The following is an 18923-nucleotide window of genomic DNA, read 5'->3' as shown; positions in this document are numbered from 1 at the left end:
CGGCAATGGCCGGCGCCATTGCGCATGAGGAGAGTCACGATGCACCACCCTCGCTCCCGGCAGCGCCGTTCGTCATTGGCCCGCATGCTGCTGCTGTGCCTGCTGGCCATGGTCATCCCGGCGTGTACGGCGACTTCCCGAAGCGACGCCGATGCGCAGCTGCGCGATGCCGCCAGCCGCGGTGATGCCCGCGCCGTGCGCGAGGCACTGGATGCGGGTGCCGATCTGGAGGCGCGTGACGGCCAGGGCCGCACGGCCCTGCTGCTGGCCACCCACGGCAACAACGTGGATGTGGCGCGCGAACTGATCGAGGCCGGTGCCGACGTCAATGCCAAGGACGCGTTGCAGGACAGCGCGTACCTGTATGCCGGCGCGCGCGGCCTGGATGAGATCCTGGCGCTGACGCTCGCCCACGGTGCAGACCTGCGCAGCACCAACCGCTATGGCGGTACCGCGCTGATTCCTGCCGCCGAACGCGGCCACGTCGCCACCGTGCGTACGCTGCTGCGCGCCGGCGTGGCCGTGGATCATGTCAACCGCCTGCACTGGACTGCACTGCTGGAGGCGATCCTGCTTGGCGATGGCGGCCCGCGCCACGTGCAGATCGTACAGCTGCTGCTGGACGCCGGCGCCAACCCCGAGCTTGCCGATGGCGACGGCGTAACGCCGCTGGCGCATGCCAAGCAACGCGGCTACACCAACATCGAAACCCTGCTGCGCCAGCATGGCGCGACGCGCTGACACCCGCCCCTTCCACCCGCAAGCTGCCGTGCCCACCAGGATGCCGTCCATGTTCCGTTCCCATCCGTTGTCCCTTGCCGTCCTTCTTGCCGTTGCACCGCTGTCGGCCTCTGCGGCCGAACGCGCCGATCTGCTGATCCGCAACGCCACGGTGGTCGATGTCGAGCACGCACGCAGCGTGCCCGGGCAGAGCGTGGTCATCCGTGGCGAGGACATCGTCGCGGTCGGTCCCGATGCGCAGCTACGCAGCCAGTGGAGCGCCAGCCGGCAGATCGACGCCAAGGGCAAGTACCTGATTCCAGGCCTGTGGGACATGCACGTGCACTTCGGTGGTGGTCCGGCGCTGGTGGAAGAGAACAAGGCGCTGCTGCCGCTGTACATCGCTCATGGCATCACCACGATCCGCGATTGCTCAGGTGATCTTCCGCAGCAGGTACTGCAGTGGCGCGGCGACATCGCCAACGGCACGCTGTTCGGTCCGCGCCTGCTGACCTCCGGTGCGAAAATCGAAGGCATCAAGCCGGTCTGGAAGGGCACCATCGAAGTGGGCAGCAAGGCCGATGCGGACAAGGCGATCGAGCGCCTGCAGCACGACAAGGTCGACTTCGTGAAGATCACCGACAGCACGCTGACGCCGGAGCTGTTCCTGTACTCGGCCAGCGCGGCGCGCAAGGCGGGTCTCAAGGCCTCGGGCCACATTCCGATGGCGTTGACGGTGGAGCAGGCCGTGGATGCGGGCCTGGCCTCGATCGAGCATCTGGACTATGCCTTCAAGGCTGGCAGCAAGGACGAGGCGCAGATCGCGGCCGATTTCGGCGCCGGGCGCATCGATCGAGCCGAAGCCAACCGCCGGCTCGACGCCAGCTTCGATCGCGAAACCGCGCTGCATGCCTACCGTGATTTCGCCAAGCGTGGCGTATTCGTGACGCCGACCCTCAACGGTGGCCGCATCCTCGACTTCCTCGACCAGAACGACCACGCCGATGATCCGTATCTGGCCTATATCGGCCCGGGCCTGCGCGCGACCTATACCTGGCGCATCGAGCGCGCGGCCAAGGCCACCCCGGCCCAGATCGAGGCGCGCCATGCGCAGTACCACCAGGTGGCTGCGGTGCTGCCGCTGCTGCAGGAAGCGGGAGTGACGATCATTGCCGGTACCGATGCCGGCTTCCTCAATTCGTTCAACTACCCGGGCATCGGCCTGCACCAGGAGCTGCAGCTGTTCGTGAAGGAGGGCCTGAGCGCAGCGCAGGCGCTGTCGGCCGCCACCCGCTCCGGCCCGGCCTGGTTCGGCCAGATGCAGCGCTATGGTGGCGTCACCAAGGGCAAGGCGGCCGATCTGGTGCTGCTGACGGCCAATCCTTTGCAGGACATCGCTGCCACCGAAAAGATCGACAGCGTGATCCTGCACGGTGATGTGTACGATCGCGCAGCGCTGGACAGGATGCTGGCCGACACCAAGGCCAGGGTCGCTGCATGGAACGCCGAATCAGCGGCCACGTCCGCGCCATAACCGGTTTCCGGCAGCACTCCAGTGGGGGCGGGATGCGGCGTGTAGGCACGCGCGCATGCCCGCCTCTTTTGTGCACTGCGCAATTTCGACCGGGCCGCGCAGCAACCTTGCGTTGGCGGGCTCAGTCAAGGCGTGACGCAATTCACACAACTGATGTGAAGTGCTCTGGATACACGCGCTTTACACGGAATTTCCATGCGGCGTTCACCTGTCACCCATGTAAATCGACTTCATCGGGCGGGGGAAATGATGGTCGACGTCCGACAGCCCTGACCGCGTTTACACACGCGCTTCGGTGATTCCAGACAAGAGGATTGTCGTACATGCATTTCGACCACGCGCCCAGACCGTAATCCACCTTGGGGGCCTCGCCGGGCGCGCACGTTGCTGCCTCCGGACCCCAGCCTTTCCTGAAGTTCCGTTCGACCAGTCGCGCTCTGCGCAGGCTGCGGGCGGCTTCGTCCAGACATTCATCGAACTGCCGTGTCAGCGCCATCGCTGTGCGTGTCGTTGTTCTGCGCATGGCGGGGCCCCATCGATCAGAGGACCGTCCCATGGCTATCCGCGTCAAGGTTGTTCCGGTCAGTGAAACCATCACCGCCACCACCCCGGCCACCACTGTTGCCAACAACGTGGTGGTGTTGCAACAGAGCAGTGACGTCGCACTGGACATCGACCCGGACCAGGTGGCCGGCTACGTGAAGGATGGCCAGGATCTGGTGGTCCAGCTCAAGAACGGCGACAACGTGCGCATCGCAAATTTCTATGTCGATGGCCAGGCCCCGAGCCAACTGTTCCTGGTCGACAAGGAAAAGCTCGTCGCCGTTGACCTTCCAGCAGCAGCCAGTGACGGCCCGCTGGCCGCGAGCTACCTGCCGCAGGACACCCTTGCCGGATTCGATTCGATGACCGCTGCTGGCGCTGCCACGACGGGCGGCGGTGTCAGTGGCGCGATGATCCTGGGCGGGCTTGCGGCGGTGGGTGCGGCGGTCGCTCTGGCCAGCAGCGGCGGCGATGGCGGCGGTGGCGGCGAAACATCACCTCCTCCGCCCGCGCCACCGCCGCCGGACACCACTGCACCTTCGGCACCGACCGCACTGGCAGTCAGTGCGGATGGCCGCACCTTGACCGGGCGCGGTGAGGCGGGCACCACCGTGCGTGTGGACAGCAACGGCGACGGACGACCGGATACGACCGGCACCGTAGGTGCCGATGGCCGCTTCAGCATCACGCTATCGCCGCCGCTGACCAACGGCGAGCAGATCACCGTGACCCTGGCCGATGCGGCTGGCAACGTGAGCGGACCCGGGCAGGTGACCGCACCGGATACCACGCCGCCTGCGGCTGCCACCAACGTGGTGGTGTCCGACGACGGCAGCAGCGTCAGTGGCAATGGCGAGCCCGGCGCGACTGTGGGTGTGGATACCAACGGCGATGGCCAACCGGACATCACCGGTGTGGTGGGCAGCGATGGTCAGTTCGCGCTTCCGCTGGACCCACCGCTGACCAATGGTGAAACCGTCAGCGTGGTGGTTACCGACCCGGCCGGCAACAGCAGTCCGCCGGTTTCGGTGCAGGCGCCGGACTACCCGGACGCCCCGCTGCTGGACGCCAGCAACGGCAGCGTCATTTCCGGTACGGCCGGCGCCGGGCTGACCATCGTGCTGACCGACGGCGATGGAAATCCGATCGGTCAGGCCGTGGCCGATGCCAATGGCGACTGGAGCTTCACGCCGTCCACGCCGCTGGCCGATGGCACGGTTGTGAACGCGGTTGCACAGGACAGCGCAGGCAACAGCAGTCCGGTGGCCTCGATCACCGTGGACGCCGTGGCGCCCGCTGCGCCGGTGGTCGACCCGAGCAATGGCAGCGAGCTCAGTGGCACTGCCGAGGCAGGCAGCACCGTGACCCTGACCGACGGCAGTGGCAATCCCATTGGTGAGGCGATCGCCGACGCCGATGGCAACTGGAGCTTCACGCCGGGCACGCCGCTGGCCGACGGCACGGTGGTCAACGCCACCGCGACCGATGCGGCCGGCAATACCAGCGGGCCGGGCAGCGCTACCGTGGATGCGGTGGCGCCGACCTTGCCGACCGTCAACCTGAGCAACGGCAGCAGTCTGAGCGGTACCGCCGAACCGGGCAGCACCGTGACCCTGACCGACGGCAGCGGCAACCCGATCGGGCAGGTGACCGCTGATGGCAGCGGCAACTGGTCGTTCACCCCCTCCACACCGTTGGCCGATGGCACGGTGGTGAACGTGGTGGCCGAGGATGCGGCCGGCAACACCAGCCCGCCAGCAACCGTGACGGTCGACGCCAGCGCGCCGGCGGCACCGGTGCTCAACGCGAGCAATGGCACTACGATCAGCGGCACTGCCGAAGCGGGCAGTACCGTGACCCTGACCGACGGCAGCGGCAATCCGATCGGCCAGGTGACGGCCGACGGCAGCGGCAACTGGAGCTTCGCGCCGGGCACGCCGCTGGCCAATGGCACCGTGGTCGTCGCCACGGCCACCGACCCCACCGGCAATACCGGCCCTCAGGCTGCCACCACGGTGGACGCGCTGGCACCCGCCGCGCCGGTGGTTGATCCGAGCAACGGCGTGACCATCAGCGGTACGGCCGAAGCCGGCGCAACCGTGACCCTGACAGACGGCGGCGGCAACCCGATTGGCCAGGTCACCGCCGATGGCAGTGGCAACTGGAGTTTCACGCCGGGCACGCCGCTGGCCGACGGCACGGTGGTCAACGCCACCGCGACCGATGCGGCTGGCAATACCAGCGGGCCGGGCAGCGCTACCGTGGATGCGGTGGCGCCGACCTTGCCGACCGTCAACCTGAGCAACGGCAGCAGCCTGAGCGGTACCGCCGAACCGGGCAGCACCGTGACCCTGACCGACGGCAGCGGCAACCCGATCGGGCAGGTGACCGCTGATGGCAGCGGCAACTGGTCGTTCACCCCCTCCACACCCTTGGCCGATGGCACCGTGGTGAACGTGGTGGCCGAGGATGCGGCCGGCAACACCAGCCCGCCAGCAACCGTGACGGTCGACGCCAGCGCGCCGGCGGCACCGGTGCTCAACGCGAGCAATGGCACTACGATCAGCGGCACTGCCGAAGCGGGCAGTACCGTGACCCTGACCGACGGCAGCGGCAATCCGATCGGCCAGGTGACGGCCGACGGCAGCGGCAACTGGAGCTTCGCGCCGGGCACGCCGCTGGCCAATGGCACCGTGGTCGTCGCCACGGCCACCGACCCCACCGGCAATACCGGCCCTCAGGCTGCCACCACGGTGGACGCGCTGGCACCCGCCGCGCCGGTGGTTGATCCGAGCAACGGCGTGACCATCAGCGGTACGGCCGAAGCCGGCGCAACCGTGACCCTGACAGACGGCGGCGGCAACCCGATTGGCCAGGTCACCGCCGATGGCAGTGGCAACTGGAGTTTCACGCCGGGCACGCCGCTGGCCGACGGCACGGTGGTCAACGCCACCGCGACCGATGCGGCTGGCAATACCAGCGGGCCGGGCAGCGCTACCGTGGATGCGGTGGCGCCGACCTTGCCGACCGTCAACCTGAGCAACGGCAGCAGCCTGAGCGGTACCGCCGAACCGGGCAGCACCGTGACCCTGACCGACGGCAGCGGCAACCCGATCGGGCAGGTGACCGCTGATGGCAGCGGCAACTGGTCGTTCACCCCTCCACACCCTTGGCCGATGGCACCGTGGTGAACGTGGTGGCCGAGGATGCGGCCGGCAACACCAGCCCGCCAGCAACCGTGACGGTCGACGCCAGCGCGCCGGCGGCACCGGTGCTCAACGCGAGCAATGGCACTACGATCAGCGGCACTGCCGAAGCGGGCAGTACCGTGACCCTGACCGACGGCAGCGGCAATCCGATCGGCCAGGTGACGGCCGACGGCAGCGGCAACTGGAGCTTCGCGCCGGGCACGCCGCTGGCCAATGGCACCGTGGTCGTCGCCACGGCCACCGACCCCACCGGCAATACCGGCCCTCAGGCTGCCACCACGGTGGACGCGCTGGCACCCGCCGCGCCGGTGGTTGATCCGAGCAACGGCGTGACCATCAGCGGTACGGCCGAAGCCGGCGCAACCGTGACCCTGACAGACGGCGGCGGCAACCCGATTGGCCAGGTCACCGCCGATGGCAGTGGCAACTGGAGTTTCACGCCGGGCACGCCGCTGGCCGACGGCACGGTGGTCAACGCCACCGCGACCGATGCGGCCGGCAATACCAGCGGGCCGGGCAGCGCTACAGTGGATTCCCTTCCGCCCGCCGCGCCGGTGGTCAACCCGACCAACGGCAATGTGCTCACCGGCACTGCGGAGGCGAACAGCAGCGTCACCTTGACCGACGGCAGCGGCAACCCGATCGGCCAGGTCATCGCTGACGGCAGTGGCAACTGGAGTTTCACGCCGGGCACGCAGCTGGCCGACGGCACGGTGGTCAACGCCACCGCGACCGACGCAGCCGGCAACACCAGCCCTCCCGGCAGCACTACGGTCGATGCTTCGTTGCCGTCGATCCCGCAGGTCGATCCGAGCAATGGCGCGGTCATCAGTGGCACGGCCGACGCCGGCAATACGATCATCATCACTGATGGCGGTGGCAATCCGATCGGGCAGGTTACCGCCGATGGCAGCGGCAACTGGTCGTTCACCCCGGGAGTACCGCTGCCGGACGGCACGGTGGTCAACGTGGTGGCGCGCAGCCCCGGCGGCACTGACAGTGCGCCGGCGGTGATCACGGTCGATGGTCTGGCTCCGGCCGCGCCGGTGATCGACCCGAGCAACGGCGCGGAGATCAGCGGCACCGCTGAAGCGGGTGCCACAGTGATCCTCACCGACGGCGGCGGCAACCCGATCGGCCAGGCCGTCGCCGATGGCACGGGCAACTGGAGCTTCACGCCGGGTACGCCGTTGGCCGATGGCACGGTGATCAACGCGGTGGCCCAGGACCCGGCCGGCAACACCAGCGGCCCGGCCAGCGTCACCGTTGACGCGCTCGCACCTGCGGCACCGACCATCAATCCCAGCAATGGCGTGGTCATCAGTGGTACCGCTGAAGCCGGTGCGACGGTGCTGCTCACCGATGGCAGCGGCAACCCGATCGGCCAGGCAACTGCCGATGGCAGTGGCAACTGGAGCTTCACGCCAGGCGCACCGCTGGCCGATGGCACGGTGATCAACGCAGTGGCCCAGGATCCGGCCGGTAATACCAGCGGCCCGGTCAGCACTACGGTGGATTCGGTTGCGCCGGCCGCGCCGGTGATCGACCCGAGCAACGGCGCGGTGATCAGCGGTACCGCCGAAGCGGGTGCCACCGTGATCCTGACCGACGGCGGCGGCAACCCGATCGGCCAGGTGACGGCCGACGGCAGCGGCAACTGGTCGTTCACCCCGGGAGTACCGCTGGCCGATGGCACGGTGATCAACGCGGTGGCCCAGGATCCGGCTGGTAATACCAGCGGCCCGGTCAGCACCACGGTCGACGCGCTGGCACCCGCTACGCCGGTGATCGACCCGAGCAACGGCACAGTGATCAGCGGTACCGCTGAAGCGGGTGCCACCGTGATCCTGACCGACGGCGGCGGCAACCCGATCGGCCAGGCCGTCGCCGATGGCACGGGCAACTGGAGCTTCACGCCGGGTACGCCGTTGGCCGATGGCACGGTGATCAACGCGGTGGCCCAAGACCCGGCCGGCAACACCAGCGGCCCGGCCAGCGTCACCGTTGACGCGCTCGCACCTGCGGCACCGACCATCAATCCCAGCAATGGCGTGGTCATCAGTGGTACCGCTGAAGCCGGTGCGACGGTGCTGCTCACCGATGGCAGCGGCAACCCGATCGGCCAGGCAACTGCCGATGGCAGTGGCAACTGGAGCTTCACGCCAGGCGCACCGCTGGCCGATGGCACGGTGATCAACGCAGTGGCCCAGGATCCGGCCGGTAATACCAGCGGCCCGGTCAGCACCACGGTGGATTCGGTTGCGCCGGCCGCGCCGGTGATCGACCCGAGCAACGGCGCGGTGATCAGCGGTACCGCCGAAGCGGGTGCCACCGTGATCCTGACCGACGGCGGCGGCAACCCGATCGGCCAGGTGACGGCCGACGGCAGCGGCAACTGGAGCTTCAGCCCAGGCACGCCGCTGGCCGATGGCACGGTGATCAACGCGGTGGCCCAGGATCCGGCTGGTAATACCAGCGGCCCGGTCAGCACCACGGTCGACGCGCTGGCACCCGCTACGCCGGTGATCGACCCGAGCAACGGCACAGTGATCAGCGGTACCGCTGAAGCGGGTGCCACCGTGATCCTCACCGACGGCGGCGGCAACCCGATCGGCCAGGCCGTCGCCGATGGCACGGGCAACTGGAGCTTCACGCCGGGTACGCCGTTGGCCGATGGCACGGTGATCAACGCGGTGGCCCAAGACCCGGCCGGCAACACCAGCGGCCCGGCCAGCGTCACCGTTGACGCGCTCGCACCTGCGGCACCGACCATCAATCCCAGCAATGGCGTGGTCATCAGTGGTACCGCTGAAGCCGGTGCGACGGTGCTGCTCACCGATGGCAGCGGCAACCCGATCGGCCAGGCAACTGCCGATGGCAGTGGCAACTGGAGCTTCACGCCAGGCACGCCGCTGGCCGATGGCACGGTGATCAACGCAGTGGCCCAGGATCCGGCCGGTAATACCAGCGGCCCGGTCAGCACCACGGTCGACACGGTGGCGCCAACGGCACCGCTGTTGAGCATCAGTGCCGATGGCGCACTGCTGACCGGCACCGCCGAACCCAACAGCCAGGTACGCATCGTTGTGAATGGCGACACTGCCAACGCGGTTACGGTGAACGTCGACGGCAGCGGCAACTTCACCCTGCCGTTCACGCCAGCGCTGGTCACCGGCGAATTGATCGTCGGTGTCGCGGTGGATGCTGCCGGCAACATCAGTGGTCCGGCAACCCTCAATGCCCCGGACCTCGCACCGCCGGTCATCAGCGTGCCCGAGTCCGTCGACACCTGGATCAACGCCGCTGAAATCGGCGACGGTATCCAGGTGGATGTCACGGTGCGCCCGACGATGCAGGCCGGGCAGGTCGTGACGGTCAGGTTCGCTGGCCAGAACGGCTACGAGGCCGAGGTCAGTCACACCCTGACCGCCGGTGATATCGCGGCCGGGACGGTGACCCTGACCCTGACCCCGCCCGGCGGGCAAGGGCCGTTCCCGCAAGGGGCATCGACGATCACCGCCGATATCAATGGCGGTGCCGACGCCACGCCGGTGGCGTTCACCATCGACACCGTGCCGCCGGCCACGCCGGTGCTGTCGCTGGTGGGCAACCTGCTGACCATCTCCGCAGAGCCCGGTACCGAGCTGACCGTCACCGTGAACGTGGGCGGGGTGACCGCAACCGCCACGGTCACCGCCGACAACAGCGGATTGGCGTCGCTCAATCTGCTCACCGACCTGGACATCGACTTCGGTTGGGACCAGCTGCTCAATGCCCAGGTCGGCGTGGTTGGCCGCGATCCGGCCGGCAACCCGAGCAATGTCGCCAGCATCGGCGTGGGTACCAGCATCGAGCAGCCGGTCACGATCGGCAACTTCGGTGTTGATGTCAGCCTCAACCCGCTCAACCCGCGGTTCGGCTTCAGCGGAACCACCGAACCCAACTCCAGCGTGGTGATCCGCGTGATCACGCCAGCGTTGAATGTGGAGCTGCTGCCGATCCAGGCCGACGCGAGCGGGAACTTCTCGTTGAACCTGCTCAGCCCGACCGTGCTGACCCAGCTTGGGTTGAACATCACCGACATCCTCAACCTCGGCTCGCAGATTTCGTTCAATCTGGTGTCCACCGATACCAATGGCAACGACAGTGCCGCCTATGGCATCACCCTGAGCCCGAACGGGCTGTCGTTGAACATCGGCGAAATCGACGTCAATGGCACCTCCGGCGACGATGTGCTGTCCGGTGCGGACGGCAGTTCGGAGCAGATCAATGGCGGCGCCGGCAGTGACCTGGTCTTCAACGTGGGTACCGGTGACCAGGTAGTGGCGGGCACGGGCAATGACACGGTCCAGATCACCGCGACCAACTTCGTCAGCATCGACGGCGGCGACGGGTTCGATACGCTGCTGCTGGCCAACGGCATCGACCTGGACTACAACGCGGTCGGCGTCGGCACGCTCAGCAACATCGAGCGCATCGATCTGGGCACGGGCGATCCGGGCAGCGTGCTGACCCTGACGGCTGCAGAGGTGGACGCCATTACCGACGGCAACAACACCCTGCAGATCACCGGCGAGAGCAATGACACCCTGAACGTGGCCGGCGCAGTGGACACCGGTACCACACAGCTCATCAACGGCATTACCTACGACGTGTACACCTTTGGCAGCACGACGCTGCTGGTTGAAGACAACACGGTGCAGGTGGTGGCCTGATGCAGCAACGCCGGTGTGGGAGGCGGTGGGTGGGAGGAGCGTTCGCGCTCCTCCTGCTGGCGGGGGTTCCCGCAGGAACCTGTGCAATGAGCGTGGAGCAGGCAGTACAGGTGGGGCTGGCGATCCATCCCAGGGTTCGCGCAGCGCTGAGCGAGGCCGAGCGTGCCGGGACCGATGTCAAGATCGCGCGTGGCGGCTATTTTCCCGCCCTGCAGGTGTCGGGCGGCCCGCAGGCCGGGCACATGTCGGAAATGGTGTATGACGTGACGCTGTCGCAGATGCTGTTCGATTGGGGACGCACCCGCAGCCAGGTTGCTGCAGCTTCGGCCACCGAGCGGCGCCATCTGGCGGCGCTGGAGGTTGCCCGCGACGACGCGGCGCTGGACATCATAGAAACGTATCTGGACGTCCTGGTCGCACGTGAACGGGTAGCGGCGGTGCGCGGTTTCCTGCAGCGCATCGAGGGCGTGCGTGGCATGGCCCGGGATCGCAGCGGCAGCGGCTATGCTGACCGCACCGAGCTGGACAGGGCCCAGCTGGAATTCGCGCGTGGCCAGGACCAGCTCGCGCTGGAAGAGGGCGCACTGCGCGATGCCGACAACCAGCTGGCGTTGCTGCTGGGTCAGCCCCCGGGGCAGCTGCAGGTGCCGGTGCTGCCGGCAGGCGCTCGCCCCTGGCAGCAGGAACTGGAAGCGGCGATCGATGCGGCGCCACTGCTGCGCGAGTCCAGCGAGGACGCCGCCGCGGCCGAGGCGGAACTGGCAGAATCGCGCGCCGCGCTGAAGCCGCAGTTGAACGTCGAGGCGTCGGCGCTGCGCAGGGAGATCGGCGGCCAGATGGAGAACGACTCGGTGGTCTCGCTGCGGCTGCGGATGGACGTGGTGAGAGGATTCAGCAATTTCCAGCGGCCGGCGGCGGCGCGGCAGCGCCTGGAAGCGGCGCGCTGGTCGGCCGATGCCACCCGTCGCGACCTTCGCCGCAAGATGCGCACGTTGTTCGACAACGCAGATGCGCTGGGGCTGCGTGAGCAGGCACTGCAGCAGCAGGTGGACGAGTCCAGCCGTGTTGGAACCCTTTACCACGATCAATTCCAGGTCGGGCGTCGCGACATCATCGATCTGCTCAGCGTGCAGCGTGAGCGGATGGAAGCCGAACGCCAGCTGGCCACACTGCGCATGGAGCGCGTCCGCATCGATTACCGCGCGGCGGCCCAGGTCGGGCAGCTGGGCGAACTGCTAGGAGGGAGGACCCATGCAGACGCCGCGCATTGAGGTGGCTGGTGGCAGCAGCAACCTGCCACGCGACCCGCTACAGGATGGCCTGTTGCTGCTGTGCGCGCGGCTCGGACGACCGCTGGCGGCCGCAGAACTGGTCGATGGCATTGCCCTGGAACAGGGGCGCCTGCCGCTGCCGCGGGTGCCGCGTGCGCTGCGTCGCGCCGATCTGAATGCCCGCGTCGAGGCGTTCGACCTGGCCGACATTGACGATTACCTGCTGCCGGCACTGCTGCTGTTGAACAACGGCAACACCGTGCTGCTGACTGCGCTGGAAGGCGGCCAGGCGCGAGTGGAGGTACCACAGGCCGACGGCGGTGCGCAGGCAATGGCAATGCCCGCGCTGCAATCGCTCTACAGCGGTACGGCCGTGTTCGCCAAGCCGCGCTTCCGCTCCGACGGACGGGTCGGCGGTTTTGCCGCCGGTGATGACCAGCACTGGTTCTATGGCCCGTTGCGGCAGTTGTGGCGCTCCTATGCGGAAGTGGGTGCTGCCGCGTTCGTCGCCAACCTGCTGGCCATCGCCACGGCCATTTTCGCCATGCAGGTCTACGACCGCGTGGTACCCGTGGCAGCATTCGACACGCTGTGGGTGCTGGCCAGTGGCGTTGCCGTGGCCGTGGTGATCGAAGGCGTGCTGCGGGTACTGCGCGGCCAGTTGCTGCATGTGCTGGGCAAACGCATGGACCTGCAACTGGGCACGCTGTTGTTTGCCCGCGTTCTGGGTACCCGTGTGGCTGCCAAGCCCGCTTCGATGGGTGCGTTCAGCACCCAGGTGCGCGAGTTCGAGGGCGTGCGCGACTTCTTCACCTCGTCCACGGCGGCCTTGCTGAGCGATCTGCCGTTCGTGTTCGTGTTCCTGCTGCTGATCGCCCTGATCGGCGGCCACGTGGTCTGGGTGCCGATCGTGGCCTGCGTGCTGATGGTGTTGCCGGGTTTGCTGGCGCAGCGGCGGCTTGGCGAACTTTCCCGGCAGAACCTGCGCGAGGGCGCGATGAAGAACAGCGTGCTGCTGGAGGCCTTCGAGCACCTGGAGACGGTCAAGGCCACGCGGGCGGAAGGCCGCAGCCTGAAGCACTGGGAATCCCTCACCGCACAGTTGGCCGGTACGGCGCTGAAGTCCAGCACGCTCACGGCCAGCATCAGTCATGGCGCTGCGGTGGTGCAGCAGCTGTGCTATGTGGGCGTGGTTGCCTTCGGCGTATACCGCATCAACGACGGTGCGATGACGGTGGGTGCACTGGTGGCATGCTCGATCCTGGCTTCGCGCGCCATCGCGCCGCTGTCGCAGGTGGCGGCCGTGCTCGGCCGCTGGCAGCACACCAAGGTGGCCATGGAGGGGCTGGACCAGTTGATGGGCGCTGAACAGGAACGGCCACAGGGTGCCCGCTTCGTGCACAAGCCAAGGTTGCAGGGGGCCTACCAGTTGCACGAGGTGCGACTGGCGTTCGGCGAGGGGGCCTGGGTGGTGGACGTTCACGGGCTCTCCATCGCGCCGGGGCAGCGGGTGGCGTTGCTCGGCGGAAACGGCGCCGGCAAGTCCAGCCTGTTGCGTCTGTTGTCGGGCCTGGTCACGCCGCAGCAGGGGCGGATGCTGCTCGATGACGTGGCGTTGTCTCAGATCGATCCGGGCGACCGTGCACGCAACATCGGCTACCTGCCGCAGGATGTGGCGCTGTTCCATGGCACGTTGCGCGAAAACCTCAATCTGGAGGGGGCTGCCTGGCGCGACGAAGAGCTGCTCGAGGCGCTGGACGCGGTTGGCATCGGGCCGTTCGTGCGCGGCAACCCGTTGGGCCTTGACCAGATGGTGCTGGGCAACGGCAGCCTCTCCGGCGGCCAGCGCCAGGCGATCGGCCTGGCCCGGGTGATCCTGCAGGACCCTCCCATCGTGTTGCTCGACGAACCCACCGCCGCGTTCGACCAGCAAAGCGAAACGCACGTCGTGCAGTTCCTGCAGCGCTGGCTTGGTCAGCGCACGCTGGTGCTGACCACGCACAAGCGCAGCATGCTGGCGCTGGTGGAACGGGCAGTGGTGATGCGTGATGGCAGGATCGTCATGGACGGGCCGTTGGACCAGGTAGTGCAGGGCAACCAGGTTCAGCCGATCGCCGCCGTCGCGGGAGGACACCATGGCTGATCACGGGAAGAACGCGCAACGGCTGCGCCGTGACCTTGCCGACCCGCTGCTGGCGGCCACCCATCCGGTGTATCGGCCACTGCTGTGGGTGCTGCTGGCGACCGTGGCGATCGCCGTGCTGTGGGCGGCGCTGGCCCAGCTGGACCAGGTCACCCGTGGCGAAGGACGTATCGTGCCGTTCAGCCGCATGCAGAAGATCCAGAGCCTTGAGGGCGGCATCCTCGATCGCTTGCTGGTGAAGGAAGGCGATCTGGTGGTGGTGGGACAACCGCTGGTGCGGCTGGAAGAAACCCACTTCCGCACCAATTACGAAGAGTCGGCCAATCAGTCGCAGGTGCTGCGCGCGGCCATCGCCCGCCTTGAGGCCGAGGTGCTGGGCAAGGGGACCATCGCGTTTCCGGCTGACATCCCAGGCGACAGCGCGCTTGCAAGATCCGAACAGGAGCTGTTCCAGTCGCGTCGCGCCACGCTGCAACAGAGCTCGGCCGCCATCGGCCAGCAGCTGGCCATTGCCCGCGACCAGCTACGCATCGTCCGTCCGCTGGTTGCACGCAACGCGGTCAGCCAGATGGAGGAACTCAAGCTTGCGCAGGAGATTGCTACGCTCACCGGCAAGCTCAGTGAGCTGCGCAACACCTACTTCCAGGATGCTTATACCGAAAGGTCCAAGCTGAAAGCGGAGCTGTCGTCGCTGGAGCCCATCGTGCACCAGCGCCAGGACCAGTTGCGGCGCACCGAGATCCTGTCCCCGGTGCGTGGGCGGGTTAATACGGTGCTGATCAACACCCGCGGAGGCGTCATCCCGCCGGGAGAGCCCATCATGGAGGTGATTCCGGTGGAGGAGCGGCTGTTGGTGGAGGCGCGCATCAAGCCGCGCGATGTGGCCTTCCTGGTCCCGGGCATGCAGGCGAAGGTCAAGATCACCGCCTACGACTACACCATCTATGGCGAGCTCAGTGGCACTGTCGAGCAGATCAGCGCCGATACGATCGAGGAGGACACGCCACGCGGCAAGGAGTCCTTCTACCAGGTGCTCATCCGCACCGACGGCAGCCAGTTGCGGCGGCATGGCGAGGTCCTGCCGATCATCCCCGGCATGGTGGCCGACGTGGATATCCTGACCGGCAAGCGCAGTGTGCTGAACTACCTGCTGCGACCGCTGATCAAGGCAAGGCTGAACTAGGCGGCAGCTTCATGCGCCGGCAGGCTGTCACTTTGCTGCCGGCCGCATCCCATGCAGCTGCGGCAGCGTGGTTTTCATCGCGTCGATGAAGGCGCGCAGGCGCAACGGTTGCTGGCGCGCAGCCGGGAACACCAGATGCACCGGCAGTGGTGGTGCCTGCCAGTCCGGCAAAAGCTGCACCAACCGACCTTCGGCCAGGTCCTCGGCTACCAGCCAGGCCGACACCACTGCGGCCCCCAATCCCGCACGTGCGGCCTGCTGCACCACGAACAGGTTGTCGCTCAGCAGGCGTGGCGTGATCGACAGCGTGTGCGCACGGCCCCGCGCGTCGTGCAGCAGCAGACGTTCGCGGTAGTAGGTGACCAGCGAGATCCACGGCAATGCCTGCGCCTGCTCGGGCGTGGTGACCGACTCCGCATGGGCCAGTGACGGTGCGGCCACTACAATGCGCGGCACTTCGGCCAGCGGCAGGGCGACCACGCGCGGTTCATCGACCGGGCCGACCCGCACCGCGCAGTCGATGCCTTCGGCGATGAAGTCCGGGCGGCGGTCCTCGAGGATCCACTCCAGGCTCAGTTGTGGATGCTGGGCCAAGAAGTCGAGCATGGTGGGCAGCAGCTGCGCCTGGCCGAACGCATGCGGCACCATCACCCGCAGGCGGCCGCTGAGCCTCTGTGTCTGCCCATGCAACTCGGCCTGCAACGCTTCCCATTCGTCCACCACCCGCTGCGCATGTCGTTGGCAGCGCTGGCCCTCCTCGGTCAGCAGCAGGCCGTGGGTAGACCGCTGCAGCAGGCGCAGGCCCAGCTGCCGTTCCAGGGCTTGAAGCCGACGGCTGACGGTGGGCTGGGTCGTGCCCAGTTGCACGGCGGCAGCAGAAAGGCTGCCGCTGTCGACGATGCGCAGGAAGGTACGCAGCAGGTCCAGGCGGTCGCCGCCCGAGGCAGGATCGTTCATGCGAATGGCGTATGTAAAGTATGTGGTTGAGCCTACTACAGACGTCTGGCGAATGCGGGCACGCTACGCTTCAATTCCCTCCCTGGTACCCCCCATGCCCACTCCCTCGCTCTCAACCATCGTCTCTACCCCCAGCGCTGCGCCGGCCCCATCCCTGGTGCTGGCCATGGCCGCTGGCGCGGGCTTTTCGGTGGCCTCGCTCTATTACAGCCAGCCGATGCTGGGCCTGATCGCGCAGGATCTGGCTACGGGCGAGCGTGCCGTGGGCCTGGTGCCGACCCTGACCCAGCTGGGTTATGCACTGGGCATCCTGCTGCTGGCTCCACTGGGCGACCGCTTCGACCGGCGCAACCTGATCCTGCTGAAGTCGGTGCTGCTGGCGTTGGCCCTCGGGGCGGCCGCCTTGGCCGGCCAGTTGCCGGGGCTTCTTGTTGCAAGCCTGCTGGTGGGGCTGATGGCCACGCTGGCGCAGGACATCGTGCCGGCCGCCGCGGTGCTGGCACCGGATGCGCAGCGTGGGCAAGTAGTGGGCAGGGTGATGACCGGCCTGCTGCTGGGCATCCTGCTGTCGCGCGTGGTCAGCGGCGTGGTGGCCGAAGCCTGGGGCTGGCGCGTGCAGTTCGGCCTGGCAGCGCTTTCGGTGCTGGCGATGGGGGCGGTGATGGCACGCGCACTGCCGCACTTCGCTGCGACCAGTACGCTGCGTTATCCGGCGCTGCTGGGTTCGTTGCTGGCGCTCTGGCGCGAGCAGCCGCAGCTGCGCCGGGCCGTGGCCAGCCAGTCGCTGCTGGCGGTGGGCTTCAGTGCGTTCTGGTCGACCCTGGCGCTGATGCTGCACGCCCGGCTGGGCCTGGGCAGTGCCGTCGCAGGTGCGTTCGGTATTGCCGGTGCTGCGGGTGCATTGGCGGCACCGGTTGCCGGTCGTTTTGCAGACCGGTTGGGCAGCCCTGCGGTCGCGCGGTTGGCGATTGCTGTCGCTCTGGTTGGCTTTGCGCTGTTGCTGGTCGATTCGTGGCTGCCGGCCGTGGCGCTGCTTCCGCTGCTGGTGATCAGCGCACTGCTGTTCGACTTCGGTTTCCAATCGGCGCTGGTTGCGCACCAGACGCTGGTCTACGGCCTGGTGCCGCCGGCGCGCAGCCGCCTCAATGCACTGCTGTTCACCGGCATGTTCATCGGCATGGCCGGCGGCGGTGCCTTGGGCAGTATGGCGCTGGCGCAGTGGGGGTGGCACGGCGTGGCGTGGCTGGCGACGATCTGTGCCGGTGGCAGCCTGCTGATCCGTCTGCGTTGAGGGTGGTTCGGCAGGGCTGTGCCCTGCACCTGCTGTAGTGCCGGCCGCTGGCCGGCAACCGCAACAGCAACAGCAACAGCGGGTATTCCGTGGGGGCGGGGCGGTGTCGGATTGCGGGGACGCCGCAAGTACGTCCTTGTAGGCTCAGCCGCGCCATCCATGGCGCGGATGCCCCGCAATCCGACACCGCCCCGCCTTCGACAGTTGTCCGGTGTCTGTTGGTCCATCTGTGCTTCGCTTGGATCAAATCCAATCGAAATCGAATATTTCGACAATTGATCGAAGAGCATCCACGCATGGCGTGGATCTACGTGTCGACCAAGGTCGACACCCACCAAGAGCAGGCCATGACATTCCGACAGATCGCGGGAAATTGTCGGAGGCGGGGAGGGGGCAGATGGCGGGGGCGTGAGCGCCATGGATGGCGCGACCGAGCTTACATGGACGTACTTGCAGCGTCCCCGCCATCTGTCCCCTCCCCGCCATCCCAAGGAATGCGGGCTTTTGCTGTTGCTGTTGCTGTTGCTGTTGCTGGTCGATTCGTGGCTGCCGGCCGTGGCGCTGCTTCCGCTGCTGGTGATCAGCGCACTGCTGTTCGACTTCGGTTTCCAATCGGCGCTGGTTGCGCACCAGACGCTGGTCTACGGCCTGGTGCCGCCGGCGCGCAGCCGCCTCAATGCACTGCTGTTCACCGGCATGTTCATCGGCATGGCCGGCGGCGGTGCCTTGGGCAGTATGGCGCTGGCGCAGTGGGGTGGCACGGCGTGGCGTGGCTGGCGACGATCTGTGCCGGTGGCAGCCTGCTGATCCGTCTGCGTTGAGGGTGGTTCGGCAGGGCTGCGCCCTGCACCTGCGGTAGTGCCGGCCGCTGGCCGGCAACCTCAGCAGCAACAGCAGAAGCTGGCATCCGCGGGAGGGCGGGGCGGTGTCGGATTGCGGGGACGCCGCAAGTACGTCCTTGTAGGCTCAGCCGCGCCATCCATGGCGCGGATGCCCGCGATCCGACACCGCCCCGCCTTCGACAGGTCTCCGCGATCTGTCGGGACGGTTCATGGGGTCGGATCCGTTTTCCGCAGAAAAACGGATCTGACCCCAGATTGATGTAAATCCGATATTTCGACGTTGAATTGAAGAGCATCCACGCATGGCGTGGATCTAGGTGTCGACCAAGGTCGACACCCACCAAGAGCAGGCCATGACATTCCGACAGATCGCGGGAAATTGTCGGAGGCGGGGAGGGGGCAGGTGGCGGGGGCGTGAGCGCCATGGATGGCGCGACCGAGCTTACATGGACGTACTTGCAGCGTCCCCCGCCATCTGTCCCCTCCCCGCCATCCCAAGGAATGCAGGCTTTTGC

Annotated in this window: 9 protein-coding genes and 1 pseudogene; 9 read left to right on the top strand and 1 reads right to left on the bottom strand. The window is 67.5% G+C overall.

What is annotated here, in order from left to right:
* Window positions 1-39 precede the first annotated feature (39 nt).
* The 7 genes from D0Y85_RS12030 (at window position 40) to D0Y85_RS12005 (ending at window position 15318) form a co-directional block, all read left to right on the top strand.
* On the top strand, window positions 40-741 hold the full coding sequence (locus D0Y85_RS12030; RefSeq protein WP_117310628.1) for an ankyrin repeat domain-containing protein: 702 nt from the start codon (window positions 40-42) through the stop codon (window positions 739-741).
* A gap of 49 nt (window positions 742-790) precedes the next feature.
* Entirely contained in the window at window positions 791-2254 is a 1464-nt protein-coding gene (locus D0Y85_RS12025; RefSeq protein WP_117310627.1) for an amidohydrolase family protein, read from the top strand.
* A 554-nt stretch (window positions 2255-2808) separates the two neighbouring features.
* Window positions 2809-5988, top strand: a complete 3180-nt coding sequence (locus D0Y85_RS20765; RefSeq protein ID WP_205420705.1) for an Ig-like domain-containing protein — start codon at window positions 2809-2811, stop codon at window positions 5986-5988.
* A complete protein-coding gene (locus D0Y85_RS20760) occupies window positions 5967-10721 on the top strand; it encodes an Ig-like domain-containing protein (RefSeq protein WP_240329228.1) in 4755 nt (1584 codons plus the stop codon). The genes D0Y85_RS20765 and D0Y85_RS20760 overlap by 22 nt, the downstream gene beginning before the upstream one ends.
* Before the next feature lie 86 nt (window positions 10722-10807).
* The gene (locus tag D0Y85_RS12015; protein ID WP_205420704.1) at window positions 10808-11992 is read left to right on the top strand and encodes a TolC family protein; all 1185 of its coding nucleotides are present in this window, start codon (window positions 10808-10810) and stop codon (window positions 11990-11992) included.
* A complete protein-coding gene (locus D0Y85_RS12010; RefSeq protein WP_117310625.1) occupies window positions 11973-14135 on the top strand; it encodes a type I secretion system permease/ATPase in 2163 nt (720 codons plus the stop codon). Before D0Y85_RS12015 ends, D0Y85_RS12010 begins: the two co-directional genes overlap by 20 nt.
* Window positions 14128-15318 carry an HlyD family efflux transporter periplasmic adaptor subunit gene (locus D0Y85_RS12005; RefSeq protein ID WP_117310624.1) on the top strand — a complete coding sequence of 397 codons (1191 nt, stop codon included), beginning with the start codon at window positions 14128-14130 and terminating at the stop codon, window positions 15316-15318. Before D0Y85_RS12010 ends, D0Y85_RS12005 begins: the two co-directional genes overlap by 8 nt.
* A gap of 27 nt (window positions 15319-15345) precedes the next feature.
* On the opposite strand, the gene D0Y85_RS12000 is transcribed toward D0Y85_RS12005, so the two are convergent.
* Window positions 15346-16275 (bottom strand): LysR family transcriptional regulator, encoded by a 930-nt coding sequence (locus D0Y85_RS12000; protein ID WP_117310623.1) that lies wholly within the window; start codon window positions 16273-16275, stop codon window positions 15346-15348.
* Between the two features lie 94 nt (window positions 16276-16369).
* On the opposite strand from D0Y85_RS12000, the gene D0Y85_RS11995 reads away from it, so the two are divergent.
* Window positions 16370-17566: an MFS transporter gene (locus D0Y85_RS11995; RefSeq protein ID WP_117310622.1), complete on the top strand. Its 1197-nt coding sequence runs from the start codon at window positions 16370-16372 to the stop codon at window positions 17564-17566.
* A gap of 525 nt (window positions 17567-18091) precedes the next feature.
* Window positions 18092-18387: pseudogene (locus D0Y85_RS11990) on the top strand (MFS transporter); the annotation flags it as partial.
* Window positions 18388-18923 lie beyond the last annotated feature (536 nt).

The sequence above is a fragment of the Stenotrophomonas sp. G4 genome (assembly GCF_003428825.1).
GTDB classification, from domain to species: domain Bacteria; phylum Pseudomonadota; class Gammaproteobacteria; order Xanthomonadales; family Xanthomonadaceae; genus Stenotrophomonas; species Stenotrophomonas indicatrix.
The sequence above is the reverse complement of the archived record's forward strand: the minus strand, read 5'-3'. Positions and strand labels throughout refer to the sequence as shown.